This is a genomic window from Halorubrum shenae, assembly GCF_051194165.1.
Taxonomy (GTDB): domain Archaea; phylum Halobacteriota; class Halobacteria; order Halobacteriales; family Haloferacaceae; genus Halorubrum.
Map to the genome: position 1 here is coordinate 292515 of NZ_JBLZNI010000002.1, position 16366 is coordinate 308880.

Below are 16366 nucleotides of genomic sequence, written 5' to 3' on the forward strand. Positions count from 1 at the left end.
ACCCACGGGCGCGATGCACCTAAATCCGGAGGACGGGAGGAGGAGACGGGGGCGATGGCCGTCACAGATAGCCGAGCGCCTCGAGCCGCTCGCGCTCGCCCGCCTCCCCGCGGACCCGGCTCACCGGCAGCGGCTCCGGCGGCTCGAGTTCGGGATCGAGGCTCCCGCGGTCGACGCCCGTCGCCTCGGCCCACGGGACCGCGAGGAGGGCCGGCACCGGCGTGTGCATGGGGTGGCCGTACAGCCCCCACTCGCCGAAGAGGTTGCCGTGATCGGCCGTGATCGCGACGCGGCCGTCGACGTTGTCGACGAGCGTCGCCACCTCGTCAAGCACGTACCGGAGGTTCGCCTCGTACGCGTTCCAGACGCGCTCGACAGAGACCTCGCCGCGCCGGAGCAGCACCCACGGGTTCCGCTCGTTGCTGTGGCTCCCCGTCCGGGCCATCCCGTCGTCGCCGTCGAGAGGGTCGGGAACGAACGGGTGGTGCGGCTGCATGTAGTGGACGACGAGCCGCTCGGGATCGCGCTCGCGCGCCAACGCGACGGCGCGCTCGGTGACCGCCGCCGCCGGCACGGTGCCGATCCCGTCGTCCCACGCGTACTTCCACACCTCGTCGAGCGCGGCGAACGCGTCGGCGTCGAGGTACCGGTCGGTCCACGTGTTGCCCGTTACCATGGCCGTCCGCGCCGTCTCCGGATGACCCCTAAAAGTGTTCTCCAGCCACTCCGAGGAGGAGCTCCCGACCGACCGAACCGCCTCGACGCGGTCGAGGAAGTCGAACTCGGGAGCGACCGAGCGCAGCAGGTCGGCCCGGCAGGCGTCGAGGACCACGAGGACGTCCCACTCGCGGTCGAAAGCGTTCGTCCCGTAGTCGAGCCGCCGACCGATCGCCTGCAGCCCGCGCAGGTAGGCGGTCCCGAGGCGGCTCATTCCCGGTTCCGTCACGACTGTCAGTTGACGCGAGGCGACTAAACCGCACCGGCGGGGCGGACCGTCGGCGGCGACACGGCGTCCTGCCGGGACACATATACGTCTTGCCGCCTCGATACCACCGTGAACTGTCTGTTCGTGGGAGCCGGGTCGATCGCGCCGGAATACGCCGCGGGGCTGTCGGGAAGCTCGCTGTCGCTGGCCGGCGTCGTCGACCTCGACGAGGACCGCGCCGCGACCCTCGCCGCGGCTCACGACTGCCTGTCGTTCACCGACTTGGAGACGGCGCTCTCCGCGGTCGACGCGCCGCTCGTCGTGAACCTGACGAGCCACGCCGCCCACGCGCCGGTGACGCGGACCGCGCTCGAGGCCGACCGCCACGTGTACTCGCAGAAGCCGCTCGCGCTCGACGCCGACGAGGCGAAGGCGCTGGTGGCGCTCGCCGGCGACCGCGACCTCGCGCTCGGCTGCGCGCCCGGGACCCCGCAGGCGCCCTCCCAGCGCCGCGCGGGCCGGCTCCTCGCCGACGGCCGGCTCGGCCCGGTGGGGCTGGGGTACGCCCACGCCCACGTCGGCCGCGTGACCGACTGGCACGCCCGTCCCGACTCCTTTCTCGAGATCGGACCCTTATACGACGGCGCGGTGTACCCGCTCGCGCTGCTGGTGTCGTGGTTCGGGCCCGTCGAGCGCGTCCGCGTCGCCGACGCCCTCGACGTCTGGCCCGAGCGCGAGGCCCGGCGGCCGTCGACGCCGAGTCACGTCGAGGCGACGCTGGCGTTCGCGGCGGGCCCGACCGTCAGGCTGACCGCAAGCTTCTACGCGCCCCACCGGAGCCGGGAGTTCTACGGGCTGGAGCTCCACGGCGACGACGGCTCGCTGTACCTGAAGGGGACCGGCGCGATGGACACCGCCCGCGACCACGTCCGGTTCGGTCGCGTCGGACGGGAGTACGTGAGCGCGCCGCCGACCTCCTCCGAAGAGCCCTACGAGTACGTCGACGCCGTCGAACGCCTCGCCGCGACCGTCGAGGCTGGCGCACCCTCGCGAGCCGGGGGGCGCCGGGGCGCTCACATCGTCGCCGTCTGCAACGCGATCGAGGCGGCCGCCGAGGGCGACGGGCCGGTCGCCGTCGACGACTGCGGGGCGGCGGCCGACCCGCCGCCGGCGCCGGTCGTCAGGCCGGAGGCGTCGATCGGCAGCGAATCGGGTGCTGCCGCGATCCGCCTCCCCGCCGTCGGCTTCGGCTGCTCGCGCTACCGCGACGGGGAGTACGTCGAGCGCGCCGACTCGATCGCGACCGCGCTCGACGCCGGCTACCTGCTCTTCGACTCCGCCGAGCTGTACGGCAACGAACACCGTATCGGGGAGCTGCTCGCCGCGCCGGGCGCGCCGGACCGCGAGCGCGTGTTCCTCCTCGGGAAGGCGTGGCGAACCAACCACCGCCGGGAGCACCTGCTCGCCGCCTGCGCGGGCAGCCGCGAAGAGCTGGGGATCGACGCCTTCGACTGCTACGCGCTCCACTGGCCGTCGGCGCTCGAACACCGGGGCGAGCTGACCCGACTCGCCGAGAGGCCCGTCGACCGACAGGAGGCCCTCACCTTCCCCGAGGGCGAGGACGGCGCCCCCGCGACCGCCGACGTGTCGCTCGCGACGGCGTGGCGGAACCTGGAGGCCGTCCACGAGCGAGGGTGGACTCGGACGCTCGGGATCTGTAACGTCTCGCGGGCGCAACTGGAGACGGTGCTGGAGACGGGTGCGGTCGACCCGGCGCTCGTGCAGATAGAGCGGCACCCCTATCGGCCCCGGAACGAACTCGTCGAGTTCTGCCGCGAGCGCGGGATCCGCGTCGTCGCGCACTCGCCGCTGTCGGCGCCCGGCCTCCTCGACGAGCCGGTCCTGAACGCGATCGGGGCGGAGCGCGGGCTCTCGCCAGCCGAAGTCGTGATCGCGTGGAACGTCTCCCGAGGGGTCGTCCCGATCCCGTCCAGCACAGCCGAGTCGCACATCGTCTCGAACCTGGCCGCCGGGAGCGTGCGGCTGACCGCCTCCGACGTCGCGCGCGTCGATGCCCTCCGAGATCCGGACTTCGAGCGATAGACGTCCGTCACCGGCCCGGACCCGCCGATTGGGGCGGTATTCCTATGTGACAGAAGTGCGTGTATGTGATATGGAATCAACCGAAGCGCGGCAGCCGACGATCGACATCGGGTCGTTGAACGGCCTCCACTGGGTCGGAATCGTCGCGGCCCTGGTCTCCGCCGCCGTCCACCTCCTCCTCGGCGTCAGGATGTTTCCCTCACCGATGGGGGTCAGCTTCGTCCTCGCGGGGCTCGGCTTCATCGGCGGCGTCGGCCTCCTCGCGATCGACTACCGCCGCCGCGCAGTGTACACCGTGGGGATCGTCTTCACGCTCGTTCAGATCGTCTTGTGGTACGTCGTCAACTTCGCGGGCGGGACGAAGTCGTTCCCGGCCGACGTCGGAACCCTCGGGGCCGTCGACAAAGTCGCGCAGGTCGTGTTGGTCGCCGTCCTGATCGTCCTCTTGCGCCGATAGCCGTGACGACGTGGAACCGCCGACTGCGACGCGGGGGCGCCGACGTGGAGGCCGAGGCAGGGGGTGACGAGTAGATGGCCGAGGCTCACCAGCGTCGGTCCGTTCGCGTCGGGGTCGGCGTCGGGCTCCCGCTCGTCGCCGCGGTCGCGCTTGCCGCCCTCCTGTTGCGGCTGTTCCCCGCGGACGCGACGGGACGCTGGGGGTTCTCCGCCGCCGCCGTCGCCGGCGTCTGTTGGGCCGGACAGCTCTGGTACGTCGGTTACGGGCTCGACTCGGAGGGGCTGACCAGCGGATTCTGGCGGCGGCTGCTCGGGCTGGCGAACGCGGTCACGCTCGTGCGAGGCGCGCTGTACGCCGTCGTCGCCGGGTTCGTCGTCGCGCCGCCGGAGACGTCGGTGGCGTGGGTACCAGCGGTGTGTTACGGGGCCGGTGCCGCTCTCGACAAGCTCGACGGGACCGTCGCCCGGACCGTCGGCCGGGAGACGGAGGTCGGCCGCCGACTCGACATGGCGTTCGACACGTTCGGGTTCGTCGCCGCGCCGCTGGTGGCGGTACTGTGGGGGCTGCTCCCGGTCTGGTACCTCTCGATCTCCGCCGCCCGCTACGTCTTCCGCGGAGCCGTGTGGCTGCGGCGCGTCCGGGGACTCCCCGTGGGCGACCTGCCCGACAGCGACCTCGGCAAGTACCTCGCGGGCGTACAGATGGCCTTCGTGACGATCGCCCTCGTCCCCCCGGTCCCGACGGACCTCGTGTGGACCCTCGCGCCCGTCGTCCTTGCCCCGTCGCTGGCGGTGTTCACGCGGGACTACCTCGCCGTCAGCGGGCGGCTCCCCGGTCGAAACTGACCTCGCCCGCCGCTCAGGAATGTTCTAGAATCACCTGTACCGCCGCGTCGGGCTCCGAATCGAGCAGCTCGTACGCCTCCGCAGCGCGCTCGAAGGGGATCCGGTGGGTGATCAGCTCGTCGGTGGGGATCCGATCGAGTCGGTCGAGCGCCGCGTCCATACGTCGGTCCCGGTCCCACCGCCCCCGGAGCTCCGGACTGATCGTCGACACCTGACTGGAGACGATATCGATGCGATCGCGGTGGAATCGCCCGCCGAGGTCGATCGGCTCGCGCTTGGTTCCGTACCACGAGCCGACGACGATCCGCGCATCGTAGCCGACGACGTCGATGGCGTCGTCGAGCGCGCTCGGCTGGCCGGACAGCTCGATCGCGAGGTCGACGCCGTCGACGGCGGAGCCAGTACCGGCGGGAACGGCACCGTCGAGCGCGGCCGGCGTCGTCGTTCGGTCGGCACCGAACTCGGCGGCGAGCGCTCGGCGGCGTTCGATGGGATCGACGACGACGAGCGACTCCAGCGGGAACGCGGCCAACAGGCGGGTGACACAGAGCCCGATCACCCCGGCACCGAACACCACGGCCCGCTCCCCGAGGCGGGGCGCGGCGTCGAGGACAATGTTCGTCGCGGTCTCGACCGAGGGAAGCAGCGACCCGGTGGCCGCCGTCGTCCCCGGCGGGAGCGTGATCACCGAGTCGGGCGTCGCGCGGAAGCTCGTCTGATGCGGGACGAACGAGAACACCGACCGACCGACCCAGTCCGAGTCGACGGTATCACCAACCTCGCGGACGACGCCACTCGTGGCGTACCCGTACTGGAGCGGGTACGAGAGGTCGCCGTCAAGCGTGTCGAGCGCCTCGTCGGCGGGGAAGTCGGGCGGCGTCTGGTCGCGGTAGACGAGCAGTTCCGTCCCCGCGCTTATCGCCGACACGCGGGTGTCGACGAGGAGTTCGTCGTCGTCCGGCGGGCCGACCACGGTCTCTCGGATGTCGACGGTCTCCGGGGCCGTGAAGTAGAGCGCGGCGTCGGTCATCGGACGGCGGCCCCGGTCGTGTCGCCGGCGGCGCCCGATCGACGCCGCAGGCCTCGGATCGGCTGGTGACGTGACACGTCGCGTTTAACGGACCGTGCGATGTTAAGTCCTCGCGCCGTCCGGCGGGTCGCCGTCGGAGGGACAGAAAAGCGGAAGCGAAGAGTCGGCGGTCGATCGGCGCGGGACGCCCAGCGCATGCCGTCGAGTCGTTGTTCGCTGCGGGACGCCTAGCGGATGACGTCGAGGCCGTTGTTCGTCTCGGTCGGCTCGCTGCCGCCGTCGGACTCCCACGCCCCTTGGTCGGTGCCGCCCGAGACCGCCGCGTTGCCGGCGGTGCCGTTCGCTTGGGCCGCCCGCGAGCGCGAGTCTCCGAGGTCGTCGCCGTCCACCGCGGCACGGGACCTGTCGGCCTGCTTCTGCGTCGAGGGGCCGAGCACCTGCGCGCTCTGGACGCCCGTCATGATCGCCATGACGCGGACCTTCCCCTTGTACTCGTCCTGGATGCGGGCGCCCCAGATGACGTTGGCGCTCGCGTCCAGTCGCTCGGTGATGTTGTTCGCGATCCCCTCGGCCTCTTTCAGCGTGAGGTCCGGACCGCCAGTGATGTGGACGAGGCCACCGGAGGCGCCCCGGTAGTCGACGTCCAAGAGGGGGTGGTTCATCGCGTCGTTGACCACTTCCTGGGTCTTGTTCTTGTCTTGGGTCTCGCCGACCAACATCACGGCCACGCCGCCCTGGTTCATGATGGTGGACATGTCGGCGTAGTCCAGGTTGATGAGGCTCGGCTGGGTGATCGTCTCGGAGATCCCCTTCACCGTCTCCGCGATGATCTGGTCCATCACCGAGAACGCCTTCCCGATCGGGAGGTTCGGCACGTAGTCGAGCAGCCGGTTGTTGTCGAGGACGATGATCGAGTCGGCCTCGTTGCGGAGGGTTTCGAGTCCCTCTTCGGCTTTCACCGTGCGGGCGCGCTCGACGTTGAACGGCGTCGAGACCATCCCGACGACGATGGCGCCCTGCTCTTTGGCGATCTTCGAGATGACCGGCGCCGCGCCGGTGCCGGTGCCGCCGCCCATCCCGGCAGTGACGAAGACGAGGTCGGCGTCACCGAGAACCTCCTTGATCGTCCCCTGGGCCATCTCGGTGGCGCGCTCGCCCATCTTGGGGTCGCCGCCGGCGCCGAGCCCCTGCGTGAGCGACTTGCCGACGAGGATCTTCGTGTCGGCCTCGACCATCTTGAGGTGCTGTTTGTCCGTGTTGATCGCGACGGTGTCGGCGCCGTCGACGCCGATGTTGTACAGCCGGTTGACCGTGTTGTTGCCGGCGCCGCCGGCACCGACGATGACGATACGGGGGTCCCCGAACTCGTCGTCGTCCATGTCGACGTCCATGTCGCGCTTCTCCGCTTCCGCGTTGTCGAGTGCGTCCTGAACGAGATCTTGCATCAGTTTACACCTTCGCCCAGTTGCGGTTGCGGCCGCGCTCGTCGCGCTCGCCGTCCTGTTCGTTCAACATGTCGCGGACGGCCGACCGGATCGCCTCGCTCCGGTTCGGGAACTCGCCCGTCTCGACCATCTGTTCGACCTCGTCTATCTGCTGTTTCGGTATTCGTAGTGTCACACGCTCCATTGGTATTCCCCCGGTAAGACGGCGACCACGCGACGCGTGTGTCTTACAGCGACAAATCGCCCGACGACGGAGGGTTACCCCGACTCGGACGGCCTCTGTAAGACGACCGTCTTACGCAGTTGAAGTCACCGAGGCAACCATTATAAAACTGTCGGTGAGTGTAAGACAGATAGTGAAAACGCTCGTTTTAGCGCGTATACGCGGGCTTAGAAGGCAATTAGCGATCCTTCAACACGTCGGCTGCGGGGGTTCGGCGTCCGCAACCCGGGCAGAATGCCCAGTCAGTCCGGAGCTCGTCACCGCACTCGCAAAACGCTCGGTGGGACTGTTTCTCACCACAGTTCGGACAGTAAACGTGGTCAGACGGGACGTTTTCGCCGCATCCACCGCAGGCGTTTTCGCGCGTTTGCAGGTCCGGATCCGCGGGCGTCTTACGTGTCTGCGTCTCGGCGTCCGTCGCCGTCTCACGCGTTACACTCGCGTCGTCCTCGTCGGCACCCGGAGCGTCGAGCGTGACGTTTACGTTGATATCTCCGGCGTTTCCGGGCGTATACGCCGCGGCCAGCCCCGCCGAAGGCGCCGCCGACCCGTCGCCCAACCGCTCGTCCAACGCGGCGTCGAGCCGATCGGCGATGAGGTCGTCGATCCGCTCGGTCAGCGCGGCGTCGATTGTCGCGTCCGAACCGTCGGCATTCGCATCGACGGCGCCGTCGAGGTGAGTTCGGAGGGCTTCCCGCATCACCTCGCTTTTGGAGGCGTCACACGCTTCCAGCCGCTCGACGAGACCGTCGTCGGCCCGGAAGGTGATCTTGCTCATACTGAATCGATATCAACCCTCACTACAAGAATCTTCTCCTCGTGTCCGACGATCGACAGACACAGATCCGAAATCTGATACGTTCGCTCTCAGCGTTCAAAATCATGCCACATGGACACACATGTCTGACGCAGATTTATACGGCCCGCGCGGGCATACGTGTGTATAATGAGTAATCGCGTTGAGGACCTCGAACGACAGGTTGCGGAGCTACAGGCGGCGGTCAACGGGCTCACCGAGGAGCTCGTCGAGATGAAAGAGCGCGTCCGACAGGTGGAAGACGCTCAGGAGGTGTCCGTCGCGGCAGACGCCACTGGGTCGGCGGAGCAGGTACAGGACGGGTCGGCGGACGAGGCGAGTGACGCCTCCGCCGGGGAGTCCAAGGCGACCGGGGGCGAGCGTCGGACCCACTCCGACGACCACGTCGAAGTCGTCGAACGGACCGGCGACGGGCCCGCGGCCGGGGAGGCCGAGGCGACCGACGGCGACGCCGACGCGTCCGAGGGCGACGTGATCGTCCCCGAGCAGGAGGCGACGACGCCCGACGCCGAGGCCGTCGAGGGGTCAGACGTGGACGGGGAGGGCGACGGCGAGTCCGACAGCGACATTATCGTCGCGTAACCGACTCACAACCCTCCGCGACACATGCACATCACAGAAGTGGTTTTAGACGGGTTCAAAAGCTTTGGACGGACGACGAGGATCCCCTTTTACGACGATTTCACGGTCGTTACTGGGCCGAACGGCTCCGGGAAGTCGAACATCATCGACGGGGTTCTCTTCGCGCTCGGGCTGGCTCGCACCCGCGGGATCCGAGCCAAGAAGCTCACGGACCTGATCTACAACCCCGGTCACGACGGCGGCGAGACCTCTGACGGTCCGAACGAGGCGTCGGTGACGGTGGTGCTGTCCAACGAGGACGGGAGCCTCGACCGCTCGCAGGTCGTCTCCGCCGCCGGGACGGAGAACGTCGGCGACGTCTCCGAGATCACGATCAAACGGCGCGTGAAAGAGACCGAAGAGAACTACTACTCGTACTACTACCTCAACGGTCGGTCGGTGAACCTCTCTGACGTGCAAGACCTGCTCGCGGCTGCAGGCGTCACGCCGGAGGGGTACAACGTGGTGATGCAAGGCGACGTGACCGAGATCATCAACATGACCCCCTACCAGCGTCGGGGGATCATCGACGAGATCGCCGGCGTCGCCGAGTTCGACGAGAAGAAGGAGGCCGCCTACGAGGAGCTAGAGACCGTCGAAGACCGGATCGAGGAGGCGGACCTCCGGATCGGTGAAAAGCAGAATCGGCTCGACCAGCTGGCCGACGAGCGCGAGACCGCGCTGCAGTACCAGTCGTACCGCGACGAGCTAACGGAGTACCGCGGCTTCCTCAAGGCCTCCGAGCTGGAGGAAAAACGCGAGACGCTCGCGGGCGTCGAGGGCGACATCGACGACGCGGAGGCGGAACTCGACGACCTTCGCGCGGAACTCGACGCGAGGCAGGGGAAGCTCACGCGGCTGGAGGAGGACTTAGCCGACCTCAACCACGAGATCGAGACCAAGGGCGAAGACGAGCAGATCGAGATCCGGTCGGAGATCGAGGAGGTGAAAGGCGAGATCTCGCGGCTGGAAGACAAGATCGAGGCCGCCGAGGAGCGCGCCGCGGAGGCGGAAACCGAACGCCGCGACGCGTTCGTCCAGATCGATCGCAAGGAGGAGACGATAGAGGAGCTCGAATCCGAGATCCGCGAGGCCAAAGTCGAGAAGGCCTCCGTAAAATCGGAGATCGCCACGAAGCGCTCCGAGCTCGCCGACGTGGAGGCCGAGATCGAGGGCGCCGACACCGAGTTCGACGAGCTGAAAGCCGATCTCGCGGAGAAGAAGGAGGCGATCGAGTCGCTGCGATCGGAGAAAAACGAGCTACAACGCGAGAAGGACCGCCTGCTCGACGAGGCCCGCCGGCGCTCGAACGCGGTGAGCGAGGCGCGGACCGATCTTGAGGAGGCCCGCGAGTCGCTCCCCGAACACAAAGCCCGGATCTCCGAGCTGCACAGCGAGCTCGACAAGGCCCGCAAGAACCGGGAGACGATCGAGGACGTGGTCGCCGACCTGTTCGCGGAGAAGGCAGAGACGAGCGAGCAGCTGGAGGCGATCGAAGAGGAGCTCCGCGAGAAGCAGAACGAGTACGCCAAGCTGGAGGCGGCCGCGGACCAGCGCGGCGACGCCTCGTGGCCGCGCGCGGTGACCGAGGTGAAAAGCGGCGGGATCGACGGGGTCCACGGCGCAGTCGGCGAGCTCGCCTCCGTCGGGGCCGAGTACGCGGAGGCGTGTGAGACGGCGGCCGGCGGCCGCCTCGCGAACGTCGTCGTCGACGACGACGGCGTGGGCTCGACGTGTATCGACTACCTCAAGCAGCGCAACGCGGGTCGGGCAACGTTCCTCCCCATCACGAAGATGGACGACCGGAGCCTCCCGCGCAAGCCCTCGATGCCGGGCGTCGTCGACTTCGCGCGCAACCTCGTCGACTACGACAGCGAGTACGAATCGATTTTCTCGTACGTGCTCGGCTCCACGCTGGTCGTCGAGGATATGGCGACCGCACGCGACCTGATGGGCGACTACCGGATGGTCACCCTCGACGGCGATCTGGTCGAGAAGTCCGGCGCGATGACCGGCGGGTCGGGCGGCGGCTCTCGGTATGCGTTCACGAAGTCCGGCGGCGGCAAGCTCGAACGGCTCGCCACCCAGATATCGGACCTGGAGGACGAACGGCAGGCGCTTCAGGCCGAGGTCGACGACCTCGAAGGCGACATCGACGACGCGCGCGACCGGAAGGCCGACGCCGCGGAGCACGTCCGGTCGCTGGAGGCGGACGTCGAGCGCGCCGAAGACGGGCTGTCGGACGCCGAAGAGCGCATCGACGAGCTGGAGGCGGAGCTCGACGAGCTGGAAGCGGAACGCGAGTCGGTCGACGATGAGATGAGCGAGCTGGACGCGGAGATCGACGAACTCGACGCCGAGATCGACGAACTCGACGCGGCGATCGACGACATCGAGACGGAGCTGGCCGACTCGAAGATCCCGGAGCTCTCGGAGCGCGCCGACGAGATCCGCGGGGAGATTTCCGACTTGGAAGACCGGATGAGCTCGCTCGACGGGCGGCGCAACGAGCTCGAACTGGAGAAGGGGTACGCGGAGGACGCGGTCGACGACCTCCATGACACCGTCGAGACGGCGCAAAACCGGAAGGCCGAGGCCGAGGAGGCGATCGCAGAGCACGAGGTGAACATCGACGAGAAGGAGAAGACCCTCGAAGCGAAACGCGAGGCGATCGCCGACTTAGAGGAGGAGCTGACGGAGCTGAAAGCGGACCGCGAGGACCTCCGCGGGGAGATCACGGACGCGACCCGCGAGCGCGACGAACAGCGCTCGCTCGTCTCGGAGGCGGAGTCCAAGCTGGAGGATCTCACTGACCGGCGCGACCGGCTGGCGTGGGAGATCGACGAGCTGGAGTCGCAGGTCGGCGAGTACGACGCCGACGAGATTCCGGACCTCGACGAGGTGGAGTCCCGGATCGAGGAGCTGGAGGCGGAGATGGAGGCGTTAGAGCCCGTCAACATGCTCGCGATCGACGAGTACGACGAGGTCGAGGAAGCGCTGGAGACGCTGCAGGAGCGCCGCGACGTGCTCGTCGAGGAGCGCGACGCGATCGCGGAGCGTATCGAGGGGTACGAGGCGGCGAAAAAGGAGACGTTCATGCAGACGTTCGAGTCGATCAACGACCACTTCGAGGACATCTTCGCGCGCCTCTCGGCCGGCAGCGGCGAGCTCCTCTTGGAGGATCCCGAGAACCCGTTCGAGGAGGGGCTGACGATGAAGGCCCAACCCGCCGACAAGCCGGTCCAGCGGCTCGACGCGATGAGCGGCGGCGAGAAGTCGCTAACCGCGCTCTCCTTCATCTTCGCGATCCAGCGGCACAACCCCGCGCCGTTCTACGCGCTCGACGAGATCGACGCGTTCCTCGACGCGGTCAACGCCGAGCGCGTCGGCGAGATGATCGAGGAGCTGGCCGCGGAGGCCCAGTTCGTCGTCGTCGGTCACCGCTCTGCGCTGTTAGAGCGCTCCGACCGCGCCATCGGCGTCACGATGCAGGGCGACAACCTCTCGGCGGTGACGGGGATGCAGTTCGGCGACGACGGCGACGAGGAGGAGGTGACCGCGGATGACTGAGCCGCCGGAGTCGGCGGGGGCACACGGCGGTGACTCAGGCGACGGCGTCCCGAACCTCGACCTGACGAGCGAGCGCGGCGGCGGGCCACGGGACGGGTCGCTTCCGGAGACGCCCGGAGACGACGAGGCGGCCGAAGGCGACGCGGACGCCGACGCGGCCGCCGGCGAGCGGGCCGACGAGGACGGCGAGGTCGAGCCCGTCGAGCTCCTCGTCCAGCTCGCCGAGGAGGGCGAGATCGAGCCGTGGGACATCGACATCGTGCAGGTGACTGACGCGTTCTTGGAGAAGCTGGACGAGACGGACCTCCGGACGACCGGGCGCGCGCTCTTCTACGCCAGCGTCCTGCTCCGGATGAAAAGCGACGGCATGCTGGCCGACGACGACGAGGACGAGGAGCCCGAACCGGAGCCGTGGGAGGTCGCGATGGAGGGCGGCGCGCCCGATCCCGCCGACGGCGACTTCGATCCGATCGACGAGCTGGAAGCCGAAATGGACCGCCGGCTCGACCGGAAGAACACCCGGGGATCCCCGGAGACGCTCGACGAGCTGGTCCGGGAACTCCGCGAGGCCGAACGCGGGTCGTGGTGGAAGGACTCGCGCGAGTACGACACCTCGGAGTCGCCCCACGGCTACGACCGCGGCACGCAGACGCTCGACTACCACACCGGCGACGAGTTCCGCCGAGACGGGGAGCCGACCGCGGGGGAGGCGACCGACCGCACCCACGACGAGGACATCGAGGAGGTGATCGTGGAGATCGACAACGCCCTCCGGACCCACTTCGACCGCGGACGCACGGAGGTGCTGTTCGCGGAGATTGAGACCGCCGGCGGGCGACCCTTTATGACGTATCTCGCGCTGCTGTTCATGGCCCACCGCGGCTCGGTCCGGCTCCAGCAGGACGACCTGTTCGGCGACCTGTGGGTGAAGGACCCGTCGGCGATGACCGGGGAGTCGGAAGCGATCGCGGACTGAGTCAGGCGACCCGGCCCACCGTCACGTCGAAGGGAACCCGCTCGACGCGCTCGTACTCGCCCTCCTCGATCGCGGCGACGACCGACCGTCCCATCTCACGCCAGCGCTGTCGGAGATCGTCGTATCCGGTCTCGGAGGTCGCCGCGATCAGCTCCTCGCGGTGGTCGGCCAGCCCCGATCCGGAGGCCTTCCGCGCCGCGGCTGTCAGCGCCGGCTCCGCGTACGGCGCCGCGATCCGCTTCTCGTGGACGTACCGCCGGGTCCGGATGTCGTCGAGTCCCGCCGCCGCGAATGCCTCGCGGACGCGGTCGCCGAGCGCCACGTCGGTGTCGACGCCTTTTAAATACGCCTCTCGCGCCTCCCGCTCTAAGCCCTCCTCGGCGTCGACGGTGGAGGTGACCGTCACGTCGGCGTTGTCGGGCTCGATCGCGGCGACCAGCCCCGAGGAAACGCGGGCGAACTCCCGGACCGCGGCGGTCGGATCGGGGAGGTTGATGAGGAGTGCCTGACAGGCCACGAGGTCGACGGCGCCGTCCGGGACCGGAAGCCGCGTCGCGTCGCCGACGACGTACGGGAGCCCGGTCTCCTCGCGAGCGACTCGCAGCAGCTCCGGATCCGCGTCGACGCCGATCACGGTCGCGTCGGGATCCGTCTCCGCGTCGAGGACGCGGGTCAGCTCCCCGGTGCCGCAGCCGGCGTCGAGGACGCGGCGGCGACCGGGTAGGTCGAGGTCTGCGAGGGTCTCACGGCCGTCAGTCCACATCCCGCGACGTGTGTGTTCGAGGTACTCCGCGGAGAAACGTCGCACGCACTCGCGTTCGGCGCAGGCAAGAATAAACGTGCGGAACTCAGTCGTCGCCCGCAGCAGTCACGTCGCCGCCTCAGTCCCTCTCGCCGTCGGCGTCGTCACCGCCCCCGATCCCCGCCAGATCCGCGAGAAGCGCGCCGGTGACGCCGGCGCAGTAGCCGACGAACGCCCCGCTCAGTCCGACGAGCGCGAACGACATCGTCACCCCGCCGAGCGGCGCGTCGCCGCCGCCCACGCCGGGAACGCCGAACACGGTGCCCACGACGACGAGCGCGGCGAGCACGAGGGCGGGCACGACGCCCACCGTCAGACACGCCGGCCCGCCACAGCGCGCGTAGCCACCGACGGCCGCGATCGGTGCCGGAGCGAAAAACACCAAGAGCGGGACGAGCCGGTCCGTCACCGCCGTCGCGGTCTGGATGTCCGCGAGATCGGCGATGACCGCGACCGCCAGCGCCAGCGCCACGACGCCGGCGAACCCCCCGACCATCGTGAGGGCTAACCGACGCCGCTGCCCGATGAGCAGCGCTTTCGTGGTGGTCATAGCCGTGGATCACGGGCCCTGGTATATAAAGCCGCGTCGGACACCTCTAAACAATTTAACGAGTACGTCTCTGCGGCCCCTGACGGCTCACTCCGCCCGGGGTACTGTTCATCCGGTACTCAGTCCGCCCGCAGCTCGCGAACCCGGTCGATGTTCCACGCGAAGCTCTTCCCGTTCTCGGTGGGCGTCTCCAGCGCGAGCGGCACGTCCGCCAGGTCCGGGTGGTTGAGGAACCGCTCCATTCCCGCCTCGCCGATGTGGCCCTCGCCGATGTGCGCGTGCTCGTCTTTGTTTGTGCCGCAGGCGTGCTTCGAATCGTTGAGGTGGACGTACTTGAGATGCTCTACCCCGACCACGTCGTCGAACTCCGCGATCGTCTCGTCGACCGCCTCGGGCGTCGAGAGGTCGTAGCCCGCCGCGAACGCGTGGGCGGTGTCGACACAGACGTCGATGTCGGTCTCGGTGCGGTCGATGACCCCCGCCAAGTGTTCGAACTCGCCGCCGAGCTTCGTGCCCGCGCCCGCGTCGCTCTCGATCAGGACAGTGACACCGTCGGGTACGTCGATCTCGTCGATCACCGACGCCGCGTTGTCGAGGCCCCCCTCGACGCCTGCTCCGGTGTGCGCACCGAGATGAACGTTGACGTAGGGGATCTCGAGCGTGTCGGCCGCGTCGACCTCCTTCTGCATCGAGTCGAGCGACTTCTCGCGGAGCCCTTCTTTCGGCGTACAGAGGTTGACGAGGTAGGAGGTGTGGATCACCCAGGGCCCCTCCAGGTCGCGTTTCGTGCCCTCGCGGAACTGATCGGCCTCCTCGTCGCCGATGTTCGGGTTCTGCCACACCTGCGGCGAGTGGGTGAATATCTGCCCGCAGTTGCCGCCGACTTCCACCTGATTGTCGACCGCGTTGTCCACGCCGCCCGCGATTGAGACGTGCGCGCCGACCTTGAGACTCATACGACTACCACGGAGGCGACCGAAAAAGCCCCTTCGGAACCGGGCGGTCCCCGCCTGCGATCCCGTTGCGCCGCTCTTGCGTCTCTGAACTGCCCCGCAACGCCACGCGCCCCCCGAAACCGCCTCGCGTCGCTACGTGTCGCTGTTCCCGGGTCGCGTCCGGATCCACTCGTCGTCGCGGTACTTCGTCTCGACGAGCTCCTCGGCCCGACGCAGCTCCGCGTCGGTCCACGACCCGTCGCGGTCGGCGCCGTCTCGATCGAGGTCGACGCCGTCGCGGTCGTCTTCCCCTTCACGTATCCACCCGACGAGCGCTTCCTCCACCGCCGCCACCGCGTCCTCCCGATCGATGTCCGCCAGCTCGTCCATCCCGACGACGCGGTCGCGGAACTCAGCCGGTGTCACGGGCGGGTCCGCGAACGTTTCGAGGTGACGTTCCGCCTCGGCCGAAAAGGTGAGCGAGCCGTGTTGGATCACCGCGTCCCGCTTCCGATACTGCGCGTTGCCGGCAATCTTTCGCCGAGTATCGTCGCCATCGCCGGAGCCGCCGGCGACCACGTCGTGTGCCGGATGGAGCTCCCGCAGGTAACAGGCCGGGTGGTACAGCTCCGGCACCGACGCCTCCACGTAGCCCGCGTCGATCCCGAGCCGGTCGAACGCGTCGAGGACGGGCTCACACAGCAGGTGGTAGCAGTCGAGCAGTTCGCCCGGCACGTCTGCGGCCGGGACGGCGATCGAGTAGGCCACGTCGCCGCGCGTGTCGTGGTAGATCCCGCCGCCGCCGGTCTGGCGCCGGGTCACGTCGATCCCCTCGCTCTCGCAGAACGTCCAGTCGACCGTCTCCGGATCCTGTCGGTAGCCGAGCGTGAGACAGCTCGGGTCCCACCGGTACGTTCGGACCGTCGCGGGGCCGCCCGCAGCCGCCGTCTCCGCCGCGACCTCATCGAGCGCCATCTGCATCGGCCCGGGCCGTGACTCCTCCCGGATCAGCCGCCAGTCGCCCGTCGGCGCAGTCATGCTCTCTTCTCCTCCCGCTGTCCCGAAAG

General features: G+C 68.8%; 15 protein-coding genes. 6 read left to right on the forward strand and 9 right to left on the reverse strand.

Features of this window, described 5'->3' with window-relative positions; genetic code table 11:
- Window positions 1–61 precede the first annotated feature (61 nt).
- On the reverse strand, window positions 62–931 hold the full coding sequence (locus ACNS88_RS04280; RefSeq protein ID WP_435094442.1) for an alkaline phosphatase family protein: 870 nt from the start codon (window positions 929–931) through the stop codon (window positions 62–64).
- A gap of 123 nt (window positions 932–1054) precedes the next feature.
- On the opposite strand from ACNS88_RS04280, the gene ACNS88_RS04285 reads away from it, so the two are divergent.
- The 3 genes from ACNS88_RS04285 (at window position 1055) to ACNS88_RS04295 (ending at window position 4330) form a co-directional block, all read left to right on the forward strand.
- Complete coding sequence (locus ACNS88_RS04285) at window positions 1055–3028, forward strand: aldo/keto reductase (RefSeq protein WP_435094239.1); 1974 nt, start codon at window positions 1055–1057, stop codon at window positions 3026–3028.
- Between the two features lie 70 nt (window positions 3029–3098).
- Window positions 3099–3485 (forward strand): DUF7475 family protein, encoded by a 387-nt coding sequence (locus tag ACNS88_RS04290; RefSeq protein WP_435094241.1) that lies wholly within the window; start codon window positions 3099–3101, stop codon window positions 3483–3485.
- 74 nt (window positions 3486–3559) lie between these two features.
- Entirely contained in the window at window positions 3560–4330 is a 771-nt protein-coding gene (locus tag ACNS88_RS04295; protein WP_435094243.1) for a CDP-alcohol phosphatidyltransferase family protein, read from the forward strand.
- A gap of 13 nt (window positions 4331–4343) precedes the next feature.
- Here ACNS88_RS04295 and ACNS88_RS04300 read toward each other — a convergent pair whose 3' ends face one another.
- The 4 genes from ACNS88_RS04300 to ACNS88_RS04315 form a co-directional block, all read right to left on the reverse strand.
- Window positions 4344–5360: a zinc-dependent alcohol dehydrogenase gene (locus ACNS88_RS04300; protein ID WP_435094245.1), complete on the reverse strand. Its 1017-nt coding sequence runs from the start codon at window positions 5358–5360 to the stop codon at window positions 4344–4346.
- Between the two features lie 227 nt (window positions 5361–5587).
- A complete protein-coding gene (gene ftsZ, locus ACNS88_RS04305; RefSeq protein ID WP_435094247.1) occupies window positions 5588–6805 on the reverse strand; it encodes a cell division protein FtsZ in 1218 nt (405 codons plus the stop codon).
- 4 nt (window positions 6806–6809) lie between these two features.
- Window positions 6810–6989, reverse strand: a complete 180-nt coding sequence (gene cdrS, locus ACNS88_RS04310; RefSeq protein WP_004595187.1) for a transcriptional regulator CdrS — start codon at window positions 6987–6989, stop codon at window positions 6810–6812.
- A 217-nt stretch (window positions 6990–7206) separates the two neighbouring features.
- Window positions 7207–7806, reverse strand: a complete 600-nt coding sequence (locus ACNS88_RS04315; protein ID WP_435094249.1) for a double zinc ribbon domain-containing protein — start codon at window positions 7804–7806, stop codon at window positions 7207–7209.
- 168 nt (window positions 7807–7974) lie between these two features.
- Between ACNS88_RS04315 and ACNS88_RS04320 the strand changes: the two genes are divergently transcribed.
- From ACNS88_RS04320 to ACNS88_RS04330, 3 genes are read left to right on the forward strand one after another with little or no spacing between them, the layout of a single operon-like run.
- Window positions 7975–8427 carry a DUF7518 family protein gene (locus ACNS88_RS04320; RefSeq protein WP_435094251.1) on the forward strand — a complete coding sequence of 151 codons (453 nt, stop codon included), beginning with the start codon at window positions 7975–7977 and terminating at the stop codon, window positions 8425–8427.
- 24 nt (window positions 8428–8451) lie between these two features.
- Entirely contained in the window at window positions 8452–12036 is a 3585-nt protein-coding gene (gene smc, locus ACNS88_RS04325) for a chromosome segregation protein SMC (RefSeq protein ID WP_435094253.1), read from the forward strand.
- A complete protein-coding gene (locus tag ACNS88_RS04330; RefSeq protein WP_435094255.1) occupies window positions 12029–13012 on the forward strand; it encodes a segregation/condensation protein A in 984 nt (327 codons plus the stop codon). The genes smc and ACNS88_RS04330 overlap by 8 nt, the downstream gene beginning before the upstream one ends.
- Before the next feature lies 1 nt (window position 13013).
- Here the strand turns inward: ACNS88_RS04330 and ACNS88_RS04335 are convergent, their stop codons facing one another.
- The 4 genes from ACNS88_RS04335 to ACNS88_RS04350 all read right to left on the reverse strand — a co-directional run bounded on the left by ACNS88_RS04335 (window position 13014) and on the right by ACNS88_RS04350 (window position 16337).
- Entirely contained in the window at window positions 13014–13820 is an 807-nt protein-coding gene (locus tag ACNS88_RS04335; protein WP_435094257.1) for a class I SAM-dependent methyltransferase, read from the reverse strand.
- A gap of 73 nt (window positions 13821–13893) precedes the next feature.
- Window positions 13894–14364, reverse strand: coding sequence for a hypothetical protein (locus tag ACNS88_RS04340; protein ID WP_435094259.1), 471 nt, complete (start codon window positions 14362–14364; stop codon window positions 13894–13896).
- Window positions 14365–14483: 119 nt separating this feature from the next.
- The gene (locus tag ACNS88_RS04345; protein ID WP_435094261.1) at window positions 14484–15320 is read right to left on the reverse strand and encodes a deoxyribonuclease IV; all 837 of its coding nucleotides are present in this window, start codon (window positions 15318–15320) and stop codon (window positions 14484–14486) included.
- Between the two features lie 132 nt (window positions 15321–15452).
- Window positions 15453–16337: a lipoate--protein ligase family protein gene (locus tag ACNS88_RS04350; protein ID WP_435094263.1), complete on the reverse strand. Its 885-nt coding sequence runs from the start codon at window positions 16335–16337 to the stop codon at window positions 15453–15455.
- Between the last annotated feature and the right edge of the window lie 29 nt (window positions 16338–16366).